Source organism: Flavobacterium sp. LAR06 (genome assembly GCF_041946075.1).
GTDB lineage: Bacteria > Bacteroidota > Bacteroidia > Flavobacteriales > Flavobacteriaceae > Flavobacterium.
On the sequence record NZ_JAUTYT010000004.1, the window covers coordinates 45,892 to 67,319 of the forward strand.

At 33.5% G+C, this 21,428-nt stretch carries 16 protein-coding genes; 8 read left to right on the top strand and 8 right to left on the bottom strand.

Features of this window, described 5'->3' with window-relative positions; translation table 11 throughout:
* Positions 1-3: 3 nt before the first annotated feature.
* The 7 genes from Q7C23_RS07025 to dnaK form a co-directional block, all read right to left on the bottom strand.
* A complete protein-coding gene (locus Q7C23_RS07025) occupies positions 4-3,018 on the bottom strand; it encodes a SusC/RagA family TonB-linked outer membrane protein (RefSeq protein WP_375031842.1) in 3,015 nt (1,004 codons plus the stop codon).
* Between the two features lie 244 nt (positions 3,019-3,262).
* Positions 3,263-6,007: a LuxR C-terminal-related transcriptional regulator gene (locus tag Q7C23_RS07030; RefSeq protein ID WP_375031843.1), complete on the bottom strand. Its 2,745-nt coding sequence runs from the start codon at positions 6,005-6,007 to the stop codon at positions 3,263-3,265.
* Positions 6,008-6,102: 95 nt separating this feature from the next.
* Complete coding sequence (locus Q7C23_RS07035) at positions 6,103-7,287, bottom strand: acetate/propionate family kinase (protein ID WP_375031844.1); 1,185 nt, start codon at positions 7,285-7,287, stop codon at positions 6,103-6,105.
* 178 nt (positions 7,288-7,465) lie between these two features.
* Positions 7,466-9,559, bottom strand: coding sequence for a phosphate acetyltransferase (pta, locus tag Q7C23_RS07040; RefSeq protein ID WP_375031845.1), 2,094 nt, complete (start codon positions 9,557-9,559; stop codon positions 7,466-7,468).
* A gap of 53 nt (positions 9,560-9,612) precedes the next feature.
* Entirely contained in the window at positions 9,613-10,683 is a 1,071-nt protein-coding gene (corA, locus tag Q7C23_RS07045) for a magnesium/cobalt transporter CorA (protein WP_375031846.1), read from the bottom strand.
* Between the two features lie 182 nt (positions 10,684-10,865).
* Entirely contained in the window at positions 10,866-11,420 is a 555-nt protein-coding gene (locus Q7C23_RS07050) for a hypothetical protein (protein ID WP_375031847.1), read from the bottom strand.
* 189 nt (positions 11,421-11,609) lie between these two features.
* Entirely contained in the window at positions 11,610-13,493 is a 1,884-nt protein-coding gene (gene dnaK / locus Q7C23_RS07055) for a molecular chaperone DnaK (RefSeq protein ID WP_194655646.1), read from the bottom strand.
* Between the two features lie 374 nt (positions 13,494-13,867).
* Between dnaK and Q7C23_RS07060 the strand changes: the two genes are divergently transcribed.
* The 7 genes from Q7C23_RS07060 (at position 13,868) to Q7C23_RS07090 (ending at position 19,468) form a co-directional block, all read left to right on the top strand.
* A complete protein-coding gene (locus Q7C23_RS07060) occupies positions 13,868-15,133 on the top strand; it encodes a Na+/H+ antiporter (RefSeq protein ID WP_375031848.1) in 1,266 nt (421 codons plus the stop codon).
* A 91-nt stretch (positions 15,134-15,224) separates the two neighbouring features.
* Positions 15,225-15,677, top strand: a complete 453-nt coding sequence (locus tag Q7C23_RS07065; protein ID WP_375031849.1) for a carboxymuconolactone decarboxylase family protein — start codon at positions 15,225-15,227, stop codon at positions 15,675-15,677.
* A 46-nt stretch (positions 15,678-15,723) separates the two neighbouring features.
* Positions 15,724-16,074, top strand: a complete 351-nt coding sequence (locus Q7C23_RS07070) for a YciI family protein (protein ID WP_375031850.1) — start codon at positions 15,724-15,726, stop codon at positions 16,072-16,074.
* A 35-nt stretch (positions 16,075-16,109) separates the two neighbouring features.
* Positions 16,110-17,339: an RNA polymerase sigma factor gene (locus Q7C23_RS07075; protein ID WP_375031851.1), complete on the top strand. Its 1,230-nt coding sequence runs from the start codon at positions 16,110-16,112 to the stop codon at positions 17,337-17,339.
* Positions 17,340-17,388: 49 nt separating this feature from the next.
* Positions 17,389-17,856, top strand: coding sequence for a hypothetical protein (locus Q7C23_RS07080; protein WP_375031852.1), 468 nt, complete (start codon positions 17,389-17,391; stop codon positions 17,854-17,856).
* A gap of 208 nt (positions 17,857-18,064) precedes the next feature.
* A complete protein-coding gene (locus Q7C23_RS07085; RefSeq protein ID WP_026982233.1) occupies positions 18,065-18,502 on the top strand; it encodes a thioesterase family protein in 438 nt (145 codons plus the stop codon).
* A gap of 87 nt (positions 18,503-18,589) precedes the next feature.
* The gene (locus Q7C23_RS07090; protein ID WP_375031853.1) at positions 18,590-19,468 is read left to right on the top strand and encodes a mechanosensitive ion channel family protein; all 879 of its coding nucleotides are present in this window, start codon (positions 18,590-18,592) and stop codon (positions 19,466-19,468) included.
* Between the two features lie 5 nt (positions 19,469-19,473).
* On the opposite strand, the gene Q7C23_RS07095 is transcribed toward Q7C23_RS07090, so the two are convergent.
* On the bottom strand, positions 19,474-20,166 hold the full coding sequence (locus tag Q7C23_RS07095) for a hypothetical protein (RefSeq protein ID WP_375031854.1): 693 nt from the start codon (positions 20,164-20,166) through the stop codon (positions 19,474-19,476).
* A 266-nt stretch (positions 20,167-20,432) separates the two neighbouring features.
* Here Q7C23_RS07095 and Q7C23_RS07100 point away from each other — a divergent pair, with 266 nt between their 5' ends.
* Positions 20,433-21,425: an alpha/beta fold hydrolase gene (locus Q7C23_RS07100; RefSeq protein WP_375031855.1), complete on the top strand. Its 993-nt coding sequence runs from the start codon at positions 20,433-20,435 to the stop codon at positions 21,423-21,425.
* The last annotated feature ends 3 nt before the right edge of the window (positions 21,426-21,428 follow it).

Here is a 21,428-nt window from a genome sequence, read left to right on the forward strand (position 1 = left end):
ATATTAAAATTTTAAATTAGCACCAATTACAAATGATCTCAATGTTGGATAAGCATCAAGCTCAACACCCTGAGTTCCATAAGGATTTCCATCTCCGTTTAATTCTGGAGAAAATCCTGAGAATTTTTGCGTAATAAATGGGTTAATTGCATTTACATAAATTCTGCATGCGCTTATAAAAGAATTCTCTTGCAAAGGCAATTTATATCCTATTGTGATATTATTAACTCTGAAAAAATCACCTGATTCTAAGTAATAAGTTGAAGCTACTGGTACCTGATTAAAAGGTGCAGGATTTGAAGCTGTTAAATTATTTGGCGTCCAGAAATCAGTAGCAAGTGAATTTTCAATGTTTTCTCCATAAAAACGCTGTGCTTTTTTACCATTGTAAACTTTTGCACCAGACGTACCATAGCCATCAACAGAAAAATCAAAGTTTTTGTAATTGAAACCTAAAGAAACCCCATAGTTAGATTTTGGTAAACTTGAACCGACATATTTTTTATCAGCAGTAGCGCTCAATGCATCCTGAGTAACTTTGTCTCCGGCAGCATTGTAGTAAAGCATTTTTCCGTTTGCTGCATCAAAACCAGCGTATTCATAGATATAAAAACTTCCTAATGGCTGACCAATTGTTGTATTATCAAGTAATTTTGTATCCTGACCGTTTCCTAAACCTCCACCAATCACAGGAGATAAAACAACATTTTTCAAGCCTGTTAGTTCATTTTTGTTGTTTGAAAAGTTACCTCCAATATAATAGCTGAAATTTTCACCAATTTTATCATCCCAACGTAAAGAGATTTCATATCCTTTGTTTGATACTTCTCCAACGTGTGCTGGTGATGCAGTCGTAATTCCAGATGACATATAAGGTTTTGTATTTAAAATTACATTGTTTGTATTTTTATCATACACGTCAAAAGTTCCTTTTAATCTGCTGTCTAAAAGTTCAACATCTAAACCTACTGAAGATTCTTCAGTAACCTCCCAAGATAAACTTGGATCAATTTGAGAGTTAATCGTTGTTCCTTCATTCAAAATTGAACCTCCTAAGTAAGCATTCAAACCAGAAGTATAACCTTGACTATTAAGTGGTACATTTTGATTTCCTAATTTACCCCAGCTTCCTCTTAATTTCAATAAATTGATCATTTTAGCATCAGCCATAAAGTTTTCTTTGGTGATGATCCATCCTGCACCGAATGCTGGAAAGGTTCCCCAACGATAATCTTTACCAAAATTTGAAGATCCGTCACGTCTCACTGTTCCGGTAACTAAATATCGGTCCATTAATTTGTACTGGAAACGACCTAAATATGATGCAAGTTTAATTTCGTTAAAAACTTCATCTTTATAACTTGTAACATTTGTAGCGTATTCATTATCTTTTAACGCCCAATAGTTAGAATCCGGATTAACATTTTTTCTTTTTATAGTTAATTTTTGTCTGGCACCTTTCACATATGTTTCAACACCAGCGGTTGCTTCGATATCGTGAATCTCATTAAATACTTTATTGTAAGTCAAATAATTAGATAAACTCCAGTTATAGTATTCTTCTCGTCCTTTTGTTAATAAGTTGATATTAGCATTTGGAAATTCTTTTTCATAGTCACTTGCTTCTTTATTAGGATTAGCAGCTAACCAGATATTTTTGGTATCATCAAAATTATATTGATTCCATGTATAGTATTCACCATTATATTGAGAGGTAAACTTTAAGGAAGGTATGATTTCATAATCTAATTTTAAACCACCCTGCAACATCACACTGCGTTGTTGTTCGTCATAAAAATCTAATTGAGCAACCGGATTTCCAACATTATTAATTGAATTTCCAACTTCGCTTGCAAAACCATCATCACCAACACGTGCCACACCATATTTACCATCGGCAAAATAAACAGGAACTATAGGAGATTGTTTATATGCATTTGTAAAAGCTCCTAATGGCTTTGGAGCCGATTTAGTAGAGGTTACACTAAAGTTTTGAGTTAACTTAAGTTTCTTTGAAATTTTAAATTCATTATTATTTCTAAAAGTAGTACGGCCATAATCTAAACCGTTTAAAATAGCTTTTTCTTCATAGTTTCCTAAACTGAAAAAGTAATTTATGTTTTCACTAGCTCCTGAAACAGAGATATTATTTTGAGTATACGATCCTGTTCTTGTTATCTCATCAAACCAATCTGTATTAACAGGTTGATCCTGAGAATATGTAGTAGCTTGTAAAGCCGTATTGGTGTAATAAGCATATTTATTACTACCTGCCATTTTTACTTTCTTAAGTGGTGTTCTTACACCTCCAAAGCTTTCTATCTCAATAGATACTTTTTCTCCTTTACCTTTTTTGGTTGTAATAATGATAACACCGTTTGCAGCTCTTGTACCATAAATGGCTAATGCAGATGCATCTTTTAAAATATCATATGTAACAATATCATTGGTATTAATATTATTGATATTTTCTGTTGCCATACCATCTACAATATAGAGTGGCGTTCTACCCCCCAATGCTGTACCTAAACCTCTAATAACCACAGAGGGAGTGCTTCCTGGTAAATCAGAAGAGGTTACCTGCACACCGGCAGCTTTTCCCTGAATTGCCTGAGAAGCATTTAATACCTTAGTTTTTGTAATATCTTCTGCCTTTATAGAAGATATTGCCGTTGTATTGTCAATTTTCTTTCTGGTACCATATCCAATAACAACTACTTCTTTTAAAGCAGTATCTTCTGCTTCTTTTAAGGTTATTGTCATTGGAGCTGTTGTTGCTGGTACGGAAACCGCGTCAAAACCGAGCATTGAGACCTTTAAAACCTCGCCTTCTTTAGCATTAATTGTAAAATTTCCGTCGAAATCAGCATCGGCAGATGTTCGGGATTGCGGAGCACTAATAACTGCTCCAGGAACACCCATTCCACTACTATCTACTATTTTTCCTTTAATTGCTTGTCCTGACATATATGCCGGTAATAGCAAAAGTGCTAAAAAGCTAAAAATAAAATTTTTCATACAGTTCGTAATCGTTTAAGTTAGTAGAGCCAAATTAAACAATTACAACGTTGTAGTACATCAAATACCACTACTACACAGCTACATCATTATGTTAAAAATCAATCATACACTACTGAAAACCAATATAATAAATGTTAAATTTATTTCTTTAACATAACGTTATGATGTAGTAATGATGTATTGGAATTATATAAAAAATTACATTCAAAAATATAAAAAATGTAAAATTTACATGCAAATCTTACACACTTAATAAAAACTTTGACAGGTTTTCTTCCTGCGAGAGATTTAATTTCTTTCTAAGACGATATCTGTGCAATTCTACTCCTCTAAAAGATATATTCATCATAGGTGCAATTTCCTTTGAAGAAAGGTTCATTTTCAAGTAAACACACAGTTTAATATCCTTGGGAGTAAGGATTGGATATTTCTTTGAAAGGTTTATAATAAATTCATTGTGAATCTGATTCAAATTGGTTTCAAAAATCTCCCATTCGTGTTTGTTAACTTCATTAATCTTAATCGCTTTCTTTATTTCACTTTTTAGTTTATTGAAGTCTTTTTCAGAATCAAGAATATTCTGAATGTTTTCGATCATTTCACTTTGTTTGGCTATTGACAATGATTTTCCGGCAACTTCCGAGGATTTCGTTTGCAATTCAAGTTCCAAAATATGCTTTTGATATTCCTGCATATTTAGTTCATTCTCCGCTTTTAATTCCATTTCAAGAATTTCTCTCTGATGTTTTAATTCTTCTGCCTGCAATCTTAATTTTTGCATATAACGAAGTTTGTTCCACTTGTAGTAGAAAAACAGCACCGCTCCTATTATTAGCAAGTATAAGAGTATCATCCAAAATGAAAAATACCATGGTTTGGCGACACTAAAATCAAAATTGGCAACATTATCATAATTCGCTCCATCGTGTTTATAAACTTTGACAGTATGACTTCCACTGCTTAAATTGTTTAGAACAATCAATCCGTTTGAGACTGGGATATATTCCTTATTATTATCCAATTTATAAAACAAATTCGGTTTGCTTGCTCCGTAAATTCCAGAGATAACATTTATTTGCAATTCCGTATTATATTTAATTTTTGAATCGTTTGGAACTAAATTTTCATCATTAAAGGATTCAATCTTAACGGCTGAATTTTGTTTATTCTCGTATTTTAATTGTAAGGATATAAAACCGTCATCAAGATTTAACAAATAATGGTTGGCATGCTTAAAAATCCTTAAATTATCGTTGATTAATTTTCCCTTGTAATACTTTGCCTGAATAATATTCCATAAAAATTTATTTCCGGTCGCTTTAATATGGTATAGAATTCCATCCTGTAGTACCATAAAATGATCTTCATCAATATTAATTATATCAGAAACATTTTTAAAATTCTGATTAAATAATTCGTTTTCTTCTAACTTGTTGGTTATTGAATTATAAGTGTACCATGAATTATTGATGAGAAATAAAATTTCATTTCTAAACTCAAATATTTTAACTCCAAAATCATTTTTGATCTTGCTTTGTTGTGTGATATTTTCAACCTTTTTAGTTTTAAAATTATCATCATATACCACACGATATAAACCACGATAATTATCTGCTGCCCAAATTTCATTCTTTTTGTTCTGGGCTACATATTTAATTGGTTTCGAAAGATCTTTAATAACTTTCCTTTGACTTAAATCTGAAAGATTATCATATGCGATAACACCGCTATAAGTTGATTGAAAATAAGTATTATTGATACTGCTTTTAGATAAATTCCAGCCTCCACTAATATTGTTTATTTTAGATAACGAACCATTAGCATAAGAAAATGTACCGTCATTATGGCCTATAATATATTTATTATTAATTTCTGTAATATTCCATGCCTGTCCCTGAGTATTGGGCATCATTGTAAATTTACCCGAATCAAACTCAAAAACACCATGGTTTGTCGCTATTAAATAACCACTGTTAGTTGTGGCGACAGAATAAACTGAACCTAAAATACCTGAATTATCATAAAAGATTGCAATAGGTGAATTAATCTCAACATGAGCAATTCCGTTATCTAAGCCCAGCCACAAATCATTTTCTTTGTCAAAACCAATACTCAGAATAGAGTTATTCATTAAAACATTTTTTCTGTCAATATTTTTATAAGTATCAGAGCTAAAATCATAAATAAAAACACCTCTGTTTCCGGTACCTACAATAAGTTTATTGTTTTTAGTAAACTTACCCACATTAATGGTAGCGCTTTTTAAAATTTCATTTAATGGATTATTCCAAGGCTTTAAACCCTCTTTTTCTGCGGTAAAAATTCCTTTTTTCTGCGTAAAAATGTAAGTCTTGTTTTGATACTTTTCGATAGCATGAACGACACAATTTTTAAGAACATTCCATCCATTGGGATTTGCAATTCTTGAACCGTTCATTTTAAAAGTGCCCTTCGCTACTGACGCAACATAAAGATTTTGATCGACAACAAAACAGTACGAGATTAAAAATGGAAATTTAATTTTCTGAATGTGTTTTCCGTTATAAATAAAAACATCATTGAAAGACTGGAAATATAAAGAACCATTGAATCTGAAAATTTTCCATATTTCCTCATTGTCTTTCTCATCAAACAAACGCAGATTTTTGGTAATTGAGACATAATTCATTTTACCTTCTTTTCGATACCAATAACCAAATTCCTTATAAGAACCAGAATAAATTCGATCTCCTTCAATCAGAATTGAACGAATGATCGTTTTATTGGGCAATGTATATTTCTCCCATTTTACGCCATCATATCGCAATAAATAATGATTATTGGCAAAATACATGGCATTATCTTTTCCCTGGACAACATTCCAGATTTGGTTGTCGCCCTGATAATTTGATTTATTATAATTTTCAACAAAAGGAAGTAATTCTTGTGCTTGAATTTGAGAAGCGATGAAAAAGAAGAAAAGTGATTTTAGAAGTATCGATTTCAAAATATTCAGTTTTATAGCCAAAGATACTGACAAATATTTAATAAGTAAAAAAGCCTCTCTATTGAGAAGCTTTTTTTGTTCTGAACGTATATAACCTAATGCTTAAGCAAATGATACACCTGATTTGCAATTTCATATTCTTCATCTGTTGGTACGACCAAAACTTTAGCTTTTGCAGCTGCTTTATTAATTTCTCTTATTGATTTAGAACGTATCTGATTCTTTTCTTCGTCTATTTCTATTCCAAAATAATCCATATCCATACAAACCAAGTTACGCATATACGAAGAGTTTTCGCCAATTCCAGCCGTGAAAACAATGGCATCTAAACCATTTAATGCTGCGGCATAGGCACCAATAAACTTTTTAATACGGTAGGCATTCATTAACAAAGCCAATTGACATTCTTTATTACCCTTTTCCGCTTCGGCTTCAATATCACGCAAATCACTGTAACCGGTAAGTCCTAGCATCCCACTTTGTTTTAGTAAAACTGCATTTACTTCATCAGCCGTATAACCAAGATTTTTAATCATATAAAAAACGATCGACTGGTCAATATCACCGGAGCGTGTTCCCATAATTAACCCATTTGACGGCGAAAAACCCATCGTGGTATCAATACACTTTCCATTTTTAACAGCTGCCATACTACAACCATTTCCTAAATGAATGGTAATGATTTTAGAATTATGCTCTAAAAAATCAATTGCTTTTTCAGAAACATATTTGTGGCTCGTTCCGTGAAAACCATAAACACGAACTTTATTTTCTGTTAAAAGATAATTTGGAATCGCATATTTATACGCCACTTCTGGCATTGTTTGATGAAAAGCAGTATCAAAAACCGCAATTTGTTCCGCTGAACTAAAGATTTCCTCAGCAACATTAATTCCTTCTAAATTGGCAGGATTATGCAAGGGAGCAAGTTCAAAAAGTTGTTTTATTTTTGCTTTTACCTTTTCATCAATTTTCACAGTATCACTAAAGTCACTTCCTCCGTGCACTACGCGATGACCTACCGCTGCAATTTCTGAGGTTGATTTAATAACTCCTTTTTCAACATCCAAAAGCATATTAGCAACTTTTTGCAAACCAACTTTATGATTGGAAATTGGAGATGTTTCTTCTATCGAATCAGATGTCGTTTTAAAGGTAATATTTGAAGTTTCCAAACCAATTCTATCAATCATACCAGAACAAATTACTTCGTTTGTTGGCATTACCATTAATTGATATTTTATGGATGAACTCCCTGAATTTATTATTAATATTTTCATTTTTTTATAGTTTCTAAAATACTAAGACTCTAAGTTGCTGAGCTTTTTTAATTTATTTATTGGACTGCGAATTTGAACGCGGATGAAACAGATTTGCTAAAGCAAAAACGCGGATAAAAAACGTTTTTTTTAATCCAACTCAAAGATTAATAATTTATAATTCACAATTAATAATTAATTAAAGTCCTTGAGCCTGGATCGCTGTAATTACAACTGTATTAATAATATCGTCTACGGTGCAACCGCGGCTTAAATCGTTTACGGGCTTGTTTAAGCCTTGTAACATTGGACCAATGGCTAATGCTCCGGTTTCTCTCTGAACAGCCTTATACGTATTATTTCCTGTATTTAAATCCGGAAAAATAAGCACACTCGCCTGCCCTGCCACTTCAGAGTCCGGCATTTTGCTTTTTCCGACAGCGCGATCTACAGCGGCATCATACTGAATTGGTCCTTCAATTTTTAAATCAGGACGCTTTTGTTTCACTATTTCTGTTGCTGTTCTCACTTTTTCTACTTCATCACCTTTTCCTGAAGTTCCCGAAGAATACGAAAGCATCGCAATTTTAGGTTCAATTCCGAAAGCCGAACTTGAATCTGCTGATGAAATAGCGATTTCTGCCAATTGCTCTGCTGTTGGGTTTGGATTAATGGCGCAATCTCCAAAAACGGAAACCCTGTCTTCTAAACACATAAAAAACACGGAAGAAACTACAGATGAATTTGGTTTCGTTTTTATGAATTGCAATGCCGGTAAAATAGTATGTTGCGTGGTATGTGCTGCTCCTGAAACCATTCCGTCAGCATGGCCTTTATACACCATCATCGTTCCAAAATACGACACATCTTCCATTAAATCCCTTGCCATAGTAATACTTACATTTTTGGCTTTTCGTAGCTCATAATATGTATTGGCATAATCTTCATAAAACTCAGATTCAATTGGATTGATGATTTTTATTTTTGAAAAATCAAAGGTAATTCCGAGTTCTGCAACTTTACTTTCTATTTGTTTTTTATCGCCAATCATTGAAATATCAACAACATCCATGGTTAGCAATCTTGAAGCTGCAATAATAATTCGTTCGTCAGTTCCTTCAGGTAAAACAATATGCTTACGATGTTGTTTTGCACGTTTCACCATATTGTATTGAAACATTTTTGGTGTCATTCCTTCTGCTTCAAACGTAATTACTCTTTGAGACAAAGCTTCGACCTCTACGTATTTTTCAAAAGTATTAATCGACGTTTCTATTTTATGGGTATTATTAGCGTAAATTTTCGATTTTATCGATCCAATTTTATTTGTTACGTTATAAGTTCCTCCTTCAACTGCTATAATCGGAACAATAGATGAGAGTCCCTCAATAAGCTTTAAAATACTTTGTTCGGGAATAATATTTCCAGTCAGAATTATACCGGAAATCGTTGGATAATTAGCTGACTCATTAGCTTGTAAAGCTCCTAAAATAATGTCTGAACGATCTCCCGGTGTGATTACTAATGCATTATCATGTAAGTGGACTAAATAATTGTGCAACTGCATGGCACCAACACTAAAATGCCCAATTTCATTGTTTAGGTAGTTTTCACCAAACATTACTTTTGCATCAAGTTCATTAACAATCTCCTGCATAGTTGGATTATTCAAACTGGAAATCAGCGGAATGGTATTCACCAAAACATTGGCAGGTAAACTTTTCTGCAATCCTTTTGTTACCAATTCGATATTTTCAGGCTGCACTTTATTGGCAAAAACAGACAATACTTCAACCTCCTTTACTTTGAATGAATCATAAACCAAATACAAACTGTCTACTAATTCATCAAGCGTTTTGCCAACTCCAGACCCGATAATTACAGTTGGAATTCCAAGATTTTTAGCAATTAAAACATTCGTATCTAGTTCGATTGAAGTTCCTTCACCAGTAAAACTTGTTCCCTCAACCAGAACAAAATCAAAACGTTCTTCAAGCTTTTTATATTTCTCAATAATTAAATCTAAAACCTCGCCTATTTTGCCTTTATTCTTCTTCTTGATTAATTTGCTTTTGGTAATCGCATAGGCGTCTTCAAACTTAATATCAAGGTTAAAATGCGAAAGCACTGTTTCGATATGATTGTCTAATTCTCCATCTACAAAATCCTCTACAATAGGTCTAAAATAGCCTACTTTAGCTGTCTTTCCAATCAAAATACTCATCAAACCAAGTGTCACAATTGATTTTCCGCTATTTTGATCGCTTGTCGCTATATATATCGCTTTACTCATAATTTATTATTTTAAAACTAATATGTAATTTTAATTCTTTAATTAAAAAAGCATTAAAACCAACGTCTTCTTTTGAAATAAATAATCAAGGCAATAACCAATAAAAACATGGCTCCCATGACCATAAAATAGCCGTTTCTCTCTTTAAGCTCCGGCATATATTCGAAATTCATTCCGTATACTCCAACAATAAAGGTAAGCGGAATAAAAATAGCAGAAATGATCGTCAGTGTTTTCATTATTTCATTCATTTTTCGGCTTTGTTCCGAAAAATAAAAGTTAGAGGCACTTTCTAATGAACTCATATCGGAATCAATTTGTTCCAATAGTTCTAAACTTTTTTGATGCAATCTTATAAAAAAATTGAACGTTTCTTTCTGAATCAAACTGTTTGTATCATCATCTTTAATAGTCTTCAGATAATATAATGAATCACGCAATGGTATAATGGAACGCTTTAAAAAATTAAAATTATCACGATGATTTTCTATCTTTTCCAAAATAATCGGATCAGCACCTTTTTTAGTCAGATCAATCAATTCTTCAATATTATCCTCTTCATCTTCAATTGTAATGTAAAAATTCTCCATTACAGCGTCTAATAATAAATAAAGCAAATAATCTACTTTTTTTGTTCTTACAATTCCAGCGTGCGTGCGTAAACGTTCCCGTATATGAGTGAAGAAATCGCTTCGTTTTTCCTGAAAAGAAATCAGAATTCCGTCTTTTAAAATAAAACTCAACTGTTCTACTTTAAGACCATCAGAATATTCAGAAGGCAAAAGCGATTTTATATTAAAGAACAAAACATCTTGTTGTTCTTCTAATTTAGTTCTTTTGGTAGTGTTTAATATATCTGCTAATAAAAAATCATCAAGCTTAAAATGCGCTCCAATCGTTTTAATTAATTCGAGATTATTTAATCCATGAATATTCAGCCAATTATTTTTAGTGTAATCTATGCAGGTATTTAAGGCAAAAACGGTAAATTTCTCATATTCGATAACGTCAGCATCGTTATATACAAAAAGCTGCATTTCTGTTTCATGATCTTTATGAGATCCAGTATACTCTAAACTAGTATGTTGCAGTTTGCGTCCTTTTTTGTATTTTATCTTTCTCATTCAAAATGATTTATATAGTAATATTACAAAAAAGATTTTGAACGGGAAATGACATTTGTCATTTTGTGAAGATATACAAATAGTAAAAACCTGCTATTGCAAACTTCTTGATCTTAAAAACTTAGTCATAAAAAAACCGGACTATTTGTAGTCCGGTTCATAATTATGTACACTACAAAGTTTTATTGAGACAAGACAGTATAAGATAAATTGTTAAAAACTCCATTTTTTACTTCAAAAATGTCAGGAGTTACAATTTTAGTTTGGAGAGCACCACCTTTTTCAGACTTAAAGCTAAAAGTTCCCGATACTGTTTTTTTCTCAGGATCCATTGCAGTTATTGTCATTTTTCCAACCACTGGCATATGCTCCGTATAAGTATTTCCGTCTATTAAATAAGTATTTACAAACAAGGCATCACTAGGAATCCATTCATTCCCATCAGTATCTTCTAAATCTTCATAAAAATTATATTCTTTCAATGGCATTGCGTCGTTACTTGTAACCTCACTTTCACAAGCCAGCATAAGCATTTGCGAGCCATCTTGCATATTTATATCAAATCTTTGTCCACTTCCGGAAATTTTAATTAAAGTAACACTATTAATTTTCGTTGGCTTCCATTCTACTCCGTTTATAGTTGCCGAAATTGAGCTGTTATCGTCGTCGTTTTCATCACTGCTACAGCCTGTAAATAAGATAGATAATAACAATAATCCTCCAAGAATTTTTTTCATAGTTTTTAGGTTAAGTTTTGGTTATTTTTTTTTCAAATTAAACACTAAAACTTGTAAAAAAAGTACGGAAAACCTCATTCCTAAAAATAAATATACAGAACCTTCTTTTAATAGAGAAACACTCGCTTTTTTTGCATAAAAAAAACCGGACTATTTCTAGTCCGGTTTTTCATTATCATTAAAGAAGAATTATTTTACTTCTTCGAATTCAACGTCTTCAACATTGTCACCTTGCGATTGCTCTTGTTGTGGAGCTGCTTGTTGACCTTGTTCACCTTGAGCGTACATAGCTTCTGTAGCTGTTTTCCAAGCTGCATTGATGTTGTCAAGAGCAGTTTGAATAGCTGGAATGTCTTGAGATTGGTGAGCCATTCTCAATTCAGTTAAAGCGTACTCTACAGCAACTTTGTGATCGTCAGCTAATTTGCTTCCTAACTCTTTCAACTGAGACTCCGTTTGGAAGATCATTCCGTCAGCTTCGTTCAATTTTTCAGCTCTTTCTCTTGCGATTTTGTCAGATTCAGCATTAGCTTCAGCATCTTGCTTCATTTTCTCGATTTCTTCAGAAGTTAATCCAGAAGAAGCTTCGATACGAATATCGTGAGATTTACCTGTTCCTTTATCAGTAGCAGTTACTTTGATGATACCATTAGCATCGATGTCAAAAGCAACTTCGATTTGAGGAACTCCTCTTGGTGCTGGTGGAATACCATCTAAGTGGAAACGACCGATAGTTTTGTTATCAACAGCCATTGCTCTAGCTCCTTGTAGAACGTGAAGCTCAACAGATGGTTGAGAATCAGAAGCAGTAGAGAATACTTGAGATTTTTTAGTTGGGATAGTTGTGTTAGCCTCAATCAAGATAGTCATTACACCACCCATAGTTTCGATACCTAAAGATAAAGGAGTAACATCAAGTAACAATACATCTTTTACATCTCCAGATAAAACTCCACCTTGAATAGCTGCTCCAATAGCAACAACTTCATCAGGATTAACTCCTTTAGATGCTTTTTTACCAAAGAATTTCTCCACTTCGTCAGCGATTCTTGGCATACGAGTAGAACCTCCAACAAGGATTACTTCGTCGATATCAGATGTAGATAAACCTGCATCTTTTAATGCTTTAGCAACTGGCTCCATAGAACGTTTTACCAAAGTATCAGATAATTGCTCAAATTTAGCTCTGGTTAATTTTTTTACTAAGTGTTTTGGTCCTGAAGCAGTAGCAGTTACGTAAGGCAAGTTGATTTCAGTTTCAGCAGAAGATGATAATTCAATCTTAGCTTTCTCAGCAGCTTCTTTCAAACGTTGCAATGACATTGGATCTAAACGTAAATCAATACCTTCTTCAGATTTGAATTCGTCAGCTAACCAGTCAATAATAACCTGGTCAAAATCATCTCCACCTAAGTGAGTATCACCATTTGTAGATAATACTTCAAATACACCGTCTCCTAATTCAAGAACAGAGATATCAAAAGTACCTCCACCTAAATCGTAAACAGCAATTTTTTGATCAGTTCCTTTTTTATCTAATCCGTAAGCAAGTGCAGCAGCAGTTGGCTCGTTGATGATACGCATAACTTTAAGACCAGCAATTTCTCCAGCTTCTTTTGTAGCTTGACGTTGTGCATCGTTAAAGTAAGCAGGAACAGTAATAACCGCTTCAGTTACAGTTTGACCTAAATAGTCTTCAGCAGTTTTTTTCATTTTTTGAAGTGTCATTGCTGACAATTCCTGAGCAGTGTATAAACGACCGTCAATATCCACACGTGGAGTATTGTTGTCACCTTTTACAACACTGTAAGGAACTCTTTTTGCCTCATCCTGAGTTTCAGCAAAAGTGTGTCCCATAAAACGTTTAATAGAAGCAATCGTTTTTGTAGGATTCGTTACTGCTTGTCTTTTTGCAGGATCACCCACTTTAATTTCGCCACCTTCAACAAAAGCGATGATAGATGGAGTTGTTCTTTTTCCTTCTGCGTTAGGAATAACAACTGCTTCGTTACCTTCCATTACAGAAACACAAGAGTTCGTCGTACCTAAGTCAATTCCGATTATTTTACCCATTTTTTATATATTTAATTTTGATATACATTTTATAACTCAGGTGGCATAAGTCAATCTCTGTGCCAATATAAAAAACCAAAGTAAATTGTCAGTTTTCATGTCGGCACATTAAAAATCATCTGACAACATGACATTTTTAAAACCTGACAGCCGTGGCATATCAGTACTTTACGTGTCATTATGAAGAGCTTTTGTTGTTATTTTAAGGAGCTGATTCCTGCCGTCCACTGTATCTTTTGTGGTGAACCCCACCACAAAAGGATGCCGTTCCCATCAGGGCTAGGAGACCCGGTTTCAAAAGAAGAATTATTTCAATTAAAAGCAAAATCTTTTTAATTAAATTAGCTATTCCTAAAATTCACTAAATCTGTTTAATGGAAAATTATACCATCATCATTTTTATTCTGGCCATTGTCATTGGTCTTTCTGCATTTGCTGACAAATCAAAAATCCCCTATCCTATTCTTTTGGTTATTGTTGGAGTTGCTATTGGTTTTATACCAACAATGGCAGAAATTGAAATCAATCCGGAAGTTATTTTCCTGATATTTCTTCCTCCTTTATTATATGATGCTTCGTTTAATATTTCGCCTAAACATTTCAAAACAAATCTTAGTACAATAAGCACATTAGCAATACCTCTTGTTTTTCTAACAACATTTTGGATTGCCATAGTCTCCCATTATATGATTCCCGGTATGACCTGGCCGTTATCATTTGTACTCGGAGCTATCTTATCAGCTACTGACGCGGTTGCTGCTGTAAACGTAACAAAAGGCCTCGCAATACCAGAAAAAACCATTACCATACTCGAAGGCGAAAGTTTAATTAACGATGCTTCCGCATTGGTTGCTTATCGTTTTGCCGTGGCGACTGCAATGGGCTCTGCTTTTATAATCTGGAAGGCAACATTTCAGTTTGTCCTTTTATTGGCAGGCGGCTTCTTAATTGGTTTTGTAATGTCCAAAATTCTGGCGTTCATTCTCACCAAAGTCCGCAAAAACATAAATGTTACAGTTAGTTTTATGCTTTTGATGCCTTTTGTCACTTATTTAGTCGCGGAGCATCTGCATGTTTCCGGAGTAATTGCTGTTGTTTGCTTAGGTTTATCAATATCGCGTTTCAGTAAAAAGATCTTTCCTGAGAGTTTAAAAAACAATTCAAAGAATCTTTGGGACGTCATTATTTTTATTCTAAACGGATTAATTTTCATTTTAATCGGACTCAATTTTAGATATATTCTAAAAGACATTGATAACGTTATGATTCTCCCTTATATTGGTTATGCCGCCATTATAACCGTCGTAGCCTTATTGACCAGAATGATAAGAATCTTTTTTCAGAAAATAAATCTGCAAAAAGCTTTTCAAAAAAATGATCGAAAAAAACGAAAAGTTAACGAACATGCCTTACTCGATTCTAAAAACAGTTTAGTTATTGCATGGTCCGGAATGCGCGGTATTGTTTCGTTGGCTATTGCGCTGGGTTTACCAAAATTCCTTCCGGACGGAACTCCTTTTCCTGAACGAAATGCAATATTATTTATTTCTGTAGCGGTTGTACTCTTAACCATTGTAGGGCAAGGACTTTCACTTCCGTGGATCGTCAAAAAATTAAATATTAAAGAGGAAGAAAAATAATTTTAAAAAAAAATAAAATAATTTGTCCAATTCTGAAAGTTCGATTGTTATTCCATTATAACAACATTTATAAATATAAAATTTAAACAAAATGAAAAATCGAATTAACATTCACGAAAAAGGACAAAATGCATTAAAAACTCTTTATCCAATTGGTGGATATTTGAAAAAATCTCCTCTAGAGCAATCCCTTATCGAATTAGTTCTTTTTAGAGTTTCTCAAATCAACCAATGCGCCTATTGCCTTGACATGCATTACAAAGATGCGCGTGATAAAGGCGAAACAGAACAAAGATTATATGGATTAAGTGCCTGGAGAGAAGCAGGATATTACACTAACCGCGAAAGAGCAGCATTTGCATGGGCAGAAGCTTTAACTAAATGTGACGTAACCGATTCTGTTTACAACGAAACTGCAAAAGAATTTTCAGAACAAGAATTAATTGATTTAACTTTAGCTATCACAAACATTAATACCTGGAACCGTATTAATCTTGCTTTTCCTAACGAACCTGGAACTTACAAAGTAGGACAATTTGGTTAATTTGAAATAAAAGGAAAACTGATTTACAACATCAAAAAATAATATTATGAACGAATTTGTATTAATATTTCGCAGAGATTTTAGCACTAAAGAAACCCAGCCTTCACCACAGGAATTGCAGGATTCATTAAAATTATGGCAGGACTGGCTGGGTGGCATTGCAGCGCAGGATAAATTAGCAAAACCTTTGCAGCGATGGGATGGCGAAGGAAAAATTGTAACTAAAAATAAAAGTGTCATCAATGGACCTTACGTTGAAATCAAAGAGTCGATTGGCGGGTTAATTATGATAAAAGCAGCAGATTATGGCGAAGCCGTTGCGATTGCAAACGGATGCCCAATATTAGATTTAGGCGGCAATGTTGAAATACGTATGGCGGTTACCGGAACCTATTAATTTTAATTTTATTTCCTGATTGCATTTTTAAAATTATGGAAGAAAGTCAGCTTTTACCCAATTTATTCAGAACAGAGTATCGAAAAATAGTTTCGGTACTCTGTTACTTGTTTGGAATCGATAATATCGAAATTGCCGAAGACATTACAAGTGATACTTTCCTTGCCGCAACCGAAAGCTGGAGCATAAAAGGAATTCCTGAAAACCCGACAGCCTGGCTTTATACAGTGGCAAAAAACAAAACCAAAAATTACTTAAAACGAGATGCCATTTTCGAACAAAAACTTGCTGTTGAAATAAAACACACAGCAAATAAGTCAGAAGAAATTGAAATTGATTTATCAAACAAAAATATCAATGACAGTCAGCTGGCCATGATATTTACCGTTTGTAATCCGGTCAATTCTGCCGAAGCACAAATTGCACTGGCTTTAAATTTATTATGCGGATTCGGAATTCAGGAAATATCAGATGGCTTTTTAACCAATAAAGAAGTCATTTACAAAAGAATCAATCGCGCCAAAGAAAAGCTTAAAGAGGCCAATATTAAAATTGAACAACCTACCATTGCTGAAATCAACAATCGCTTAGAAACTGTTTTAACAACTTTATATTTATTGTTTTCTGAAGGTTATTATTCAACTTCGCAAAATACTATTCTCAGAAAAGATCTTTGCGCAGAAGCCATGAGATTGACTTTTTTATTAATCGAAAATCCAACAACTAATTTGCCTGCTGCAAACGCCTTACTTTCCCTAATGTGTTTTCATAGCTCAAGATTTGATGCCAGAACAAACGAAAATGGCGAAACGATCTTATATCAGGATCAGGACGAATCATTGTGGAATCAGGAATTAATCGAAAAAGGCCAATATTATCTTGTTCAGGCATCAACAGGAAATACACTTTCAAAATACCACCTGGAAGCCAGCATCGCCTACTGGCATACGCAAAAAGAGGATACTCCTGAAAAATGGCAAAATATCCTGCATCTTTATAATCATTTACTCTTTTTAGAATATTCGCCTATTGCCGCTTTGAACAGAACTTTTGCTTTAGCCAAAACAAATGGAAAAAAGAAAGCTATTATTGAAGCCGAAAAATTAAATCTTACTCAAAATCCTTTTTATTATTCGTTATTAGGCAATCTTTACACAAATATTGACAATAAAAAAGCCATAGAAAATTTCGAAAAGGCATTGCAGATTACTAGCTCTCCTGCGGATAAGGCGACAATAATCAAAAACATTAATTCAATAAAGTAATATTAAAATTTAATCTATATTCGTCAACCAAAACCATAAACTTAAAAACATGAACCAGGAATTAGAAAGCAAATTTGACGAATTTGACAAACCAGCAATTATTAGAAGAAAACTCCTTCCATGGTGGATTAAAACATTTTGTTGGATTTTTATGCTATTAGGTATTTGCGGTCTGGCATCGTTAATTGGAAATGCTTTTACAGACAACGTTAGTTTATCTCTTTATGGTTTCTCAAGCAACACAGCATATTCGGGAGTTGGTATTTTTATTATTGCAACCATGACACTTAAAGGTTTTGCAGCGTATTCATTATGGTTTGAGAAGCCAAATGCCATAATAATCGCCAAAATTGATGCTATCGTAGGAATTGTAATTTGTATTGCGTCAATGTTTGTCTTACCATTTACTTCCGGAGACGGACATATCCCTATTAGATTAGAAATTCTTTTGCTCATTCCTTATTACATCAAAATAAATAAAATTGAATATGAATGGGATAATCTTGAAAGTTTGTAATTCAAATAAAAACAGCTCTTTCTTCTTTTTTGAAAACTTTATAATGAAGTAAAAACGCAAGTTCTTTTTATATGCATGCATAATAATTTTTAATTTAATACATACATTTCCTTTTTAATTCGTAATTTCGATTTTCCAAAAAGGATTGCTATTTTAAAGACTAAGTTCTTTTAAAAACAATCTTAATAAAAATTAAAATACAATAAAAATGGCTTCATTTATTAAAGAAATTTCTTTTCGCTGGTCTGATCTTGACCCTAACTTCCACGTTCGTCATAGTGCTTATTATGATTTTGGTGCACAACACCGTATCGAAATTCTTGAAGAATTGGGTTTAACGCTGAGAGTAATGCAAACGCAGGGTTTTGGTCCGGTCTTATTTAGAGAAGAATGTGTTTTTAGAAAAGAACTAAAACTTTCAGACAAAATATTTATTCATACCAAAACATCAAAAATGAAAGCCGATGCTTCGCGTTGGTCAATCATTCACGAATTTAGAAGAGAAGATGATACACTTTGCGCTACCATTACGGTTGATGGTGCCTGGATGGATACAAAACTCCGCAAATTAGCTTCTCCTACTCCGGAAATCGCTATTGAAGCTTTAAGTATTTTCCCAAAAAGTGATGATTTCGTTGGTTTATAAAAACAAACATCCTTTTTCATAACTTTATCAAATCCAAAAAATAGTATTTACATACGTTTTTTGGATTTTTTTCTTAAATCAAAAATTATGATTGACTATTTAAAAGACTTTAGAATAGGCTTCTTTATTGCTTTTATTGCCATTACAACAATTATTCTGGGTGCGATAACAGATAAAGTGCTTCGCTATTTTCTCTATCGCAAACAGGCCAATAAAGATTATGATGCAACTGGATTCAAGTTTCTTAAACATTTAATTATAACAGTAATTTATATTCTTGGTTTTGCTTTTGCACTCATACAAATTCCGGAGTTTAAAATCATTGGGCACTCTGTTTTAGCGGGTGCGGGAATGATTTCTTTAGTTGCTGGTTTGGCTTCTCAACAAGCCCTGAGCAATATTGTCAGCGGTGTTCTTTTAGTCATTTTTAAGCCTTTCAGAATTAATGATAAAATCACGATCAATAATTTTGTTGGTACAGTTGAAGACATAAATTTAAGACAAGTTGTTTTGAAAGATGCTGAAAACAACCGAATCATTATTCCGAATGCAGTCATCAGCAATCAAATTATTGTGAACACCAATATGCATGACACGAAATGCTGCAAAATCATAGAAATTGGAATTGGTTATGACTCTGATGTTGAGAAAGCATTAGAAATCATGAAAAACGAAATTGGCAAACATCCACTTTTTATTGATACCAGAACAGCTGAGACCAAGAAACAAAAAACGCCCTTGGTTGTCGCGCGTGTTGTGGCACTGGCAGATTCCAGTGTAACACTAAAAGCCTGGGCCTGGGCAAAAAATTCGACAGATGGTTTTGTAATGTACTGCGATTTGCTGCAAAGCATCAAAAAACGTTTTGATGAAGCAGCTATTGACATTCCGTATCCTCAGCGAGTTGTGACTTTAAAAAAGACAAAACAAGTACTGAAGAATCCTCAAAATAATAAAATCGCCTGATTAATTTACTGAAATTTCAATCCAAAATTCACTTTATCAAAAGTTGTGCTGCAGGAAACTGCAAATCGGCCCAAATTGACGGTTCCAAAAATACCCTCTACTCCATGTCCGGAATAAAATCCACCGGCGGAAAAACGACGAACCTGATATTTCAGAGCAATATCATTTACCCTACTGCTCAATTGCCCGAAAACAATAACGTGGGGAATAACTTCATAACTTCCAAAAACCTTCGGAACCAGTTTTTTATAGTAATCGAAGCTTTCATCGGTTTCGTAATCGACACTGGTAGAATGCAGGTTTTCAAGATTTCCACCAATATAGGTGTTTTCAGAAAAATGCCATGAAACACTAAAACCAGTAAAGGTTCCATCATAACCGCTTCTCGATTCAAGATAACCAAGACCAATAGTAGCTCTGAATTTGCCGCAAATTTTTCCGACATACCCAATATAGGTTCGGTCAATTTCCGACTTATCGATTCCGGCACCAAAAATAATATCATCATCACACATATTAAGTGCGTACTGAAAATAGGCCGAATATTGATCTTCATTGGCCGCGACAACGCTCCGTCCCTTATCGAGATCGATATTGGCAGAGATTAATGTAGAGTTTATAACGGCGAAATCAAATGTATTGATTTCCTGGGCAAATGTGGGGACTGTGAGCAAGAGTAATAGTATTGTTTTTTTCATAATACCAAGTTTAGCTGACAACATTCTTACTCTAATTTACATCTATTTTTCTTGTTAATAAAAGAAGTTCTTCAAATAACCATATTACTCGATTAAGTGTAAATTTTAAGTAATCAAATTCCCACATTTAATCAATATTCAAAGGAAATACTAAAATTAAGGAGGTATATTTGCTATAATTTTCTCATAACTTTAAGACTTTAATTTTTGCTTTTCAAAATGGTTAACGGTAATTTTATAGTTCTTAATCCTAAATCTGTCTTACAATGAAAATTATAAAACTGCTCTTAGCGCTTTTTCCTATAGTTTGCTTTTCTCAGGAAGGAAACATTAAGTCTTTAGACATTAACTTAACCAATTACGAATATCCTTTTCCAGTAAAATTTATAGAATTGAGCAATCAACGTCAATCTTTGAAAATGGCGTATATGGATATCATTCCTGAAAATTACAACAAGAAAAATATCGTGCTGCTTCATGGTAAAAACTTCAACGGTGCTTATTGGGAAACAACCATTAAAGCTTTGGCTAAAGAAGGTTTTCGTGTCATCGTTCCGGATCAGATTGGTTTTGGAAAATCTACCAAACCTGATAATTTTCAATATACTTTTCAGCAATTGGCGGAGAATACAAAAAAATTATTAGCTCATTTGGGAATTGAAAAAACAACGATTTTGGGACATTCCATGGGCGGAATGCTGGCGACAAGATTTGCTTTAATGTATCCGGAAACTACTGAAAAACTAGTATTGGAAAACCCAATTGGTTTAGAAGACTGGAAATTAGTCGTTCCTTACAAACCGGTTGATTGGTGGTACGAATCAGAATTAAAACAAAATTATGAGGCTATCAAAAAGTATCAGATGGCAAATTATTATGATGGAAAATGGAATGTCGATTTTCAAAAATGGGCGGAACTTGGCGCCGGTTGGACTTCAGCTCCGGATTATGATCGCGTGGCATGGAATTCGGCGCTTTTATATGATATAATTTTTACACAGCCCGTTGTATACGAATTCAAAAACATCAAAAGCCCTACCCTTTTAATTATCGGAACAAGAGACAAAACGGCTTTAGGCAAAAACCTGGTTTCTGAAGAAGTCAAAAAAACAATGGGAAATTATGCTGAACTCGGCAAAAAGACACAAAAAGCAATTCCAAATTCAAAATTAGTTGAAGTGCCAAACACGGGACATTTACCACATATTGAATCTTTCGATCAATTTATAAAACCATTAATCGTATTTTTGAAACAATAAATA

Coding starts and splice junctions, on each gene's coding strand:
- Q7C23_RS07025 (WP_375031842.1), bottom strand. CDS start 3,018: ATGAAAAATTTTATTTTTAGCTTTTTAGCACTTTTGCTATTACCGGCA.
- Q7C23_RS07035 (WP_375031844.1), bottom strand. CDS start 7,287: ATGAAAATATTAATAATAAATTCAGGGAGTTCATCCATAAAATATCAA.
- pta (WP_375031845.1), bottom strand. CDS start 9,559: ATGAGTAAAGCGATATATATAGCGACAAGCGATCAAAATAGCGGAAAA.
- corA (WP_375031846.1), bottom strand. CDS start 10,683: ATGAGAAAGATAAAATACAAAAAAGGACGCAAACTGCAACATACTAGT.
- Q7C23_RS07050 (WP_375031847.1), bottom strand. CDS start 11,420: ATGAAAAAAATTCTTGGAGGATTATTGTTATTATCTATCTTATTTACA.
- dnaK (WP_194655646.1), bottom strand. CDS start 13,493: ATGGGTAAAATAATCGGAATTGACTTAGGTACGACGAACTCTTGTGTT.
- Q7C23_RS07060 (WP_375031848.1), top strand. CDS start 13,868: ATGGAAAATTATACCATCATCATTTTTATTCTGGCCATTGTCATTGGT.
- Q7C23_RS07065 (WP_375031849.1), top strand. CDS start 15,225: ATGAAAAATCGAATTAACATTCACGAAAAAGGACAAAATGCATTAAAA.
- Q7C23_RS07070 (WP_375031850.1), top strand. CDS start 15,724: ATGAACGAATTTGTATTAATATTTCGCAGAGATTTTAGCACTAAAGAA.
- Q7C23_RS07075 (WP_375031851.1), top strand. CDS start 16,110: ATGGAAGAAAGTCAGCTTTTACCCAATTTATTCAGAACAGAGTATCGA.
- Q7C23_RS07080 (WP_375031852.1), top strand. CDS start 17,389: ATGAACCAGGAATTAGAAAGCAAATTTGACGAATTTGACAAACCAGCA.
- Q7C23_RS07085 (WP_026982233.1), top strand. CDS start 18,065: ATGGCTTCATTTATTAAAGAAATTTCTTTTCGCTGGTCTGATCTTGAC.
- Q7C23_RS07090 (WP_375031853.1), top strand. CDS start 18,590: ATGATTGACTATTTAAAAGACTTTAGAATAGGCTTCTTTATTGCTTTT.
- Q7C23_RS07095 (WP_375031854.1), bottom strand. CDS start 20,166: ATGAAAAAAACAATACTATTACTCTTGCTCACAGTCCCCACATTTGCC.
- Q7C23_RS07100 (WP_375031855.1), top strand. CDS start 20,433: ATGAAAATTATAAAACTGCTCTTAGCGCTTTTTCCTATAGTTTGCTTT.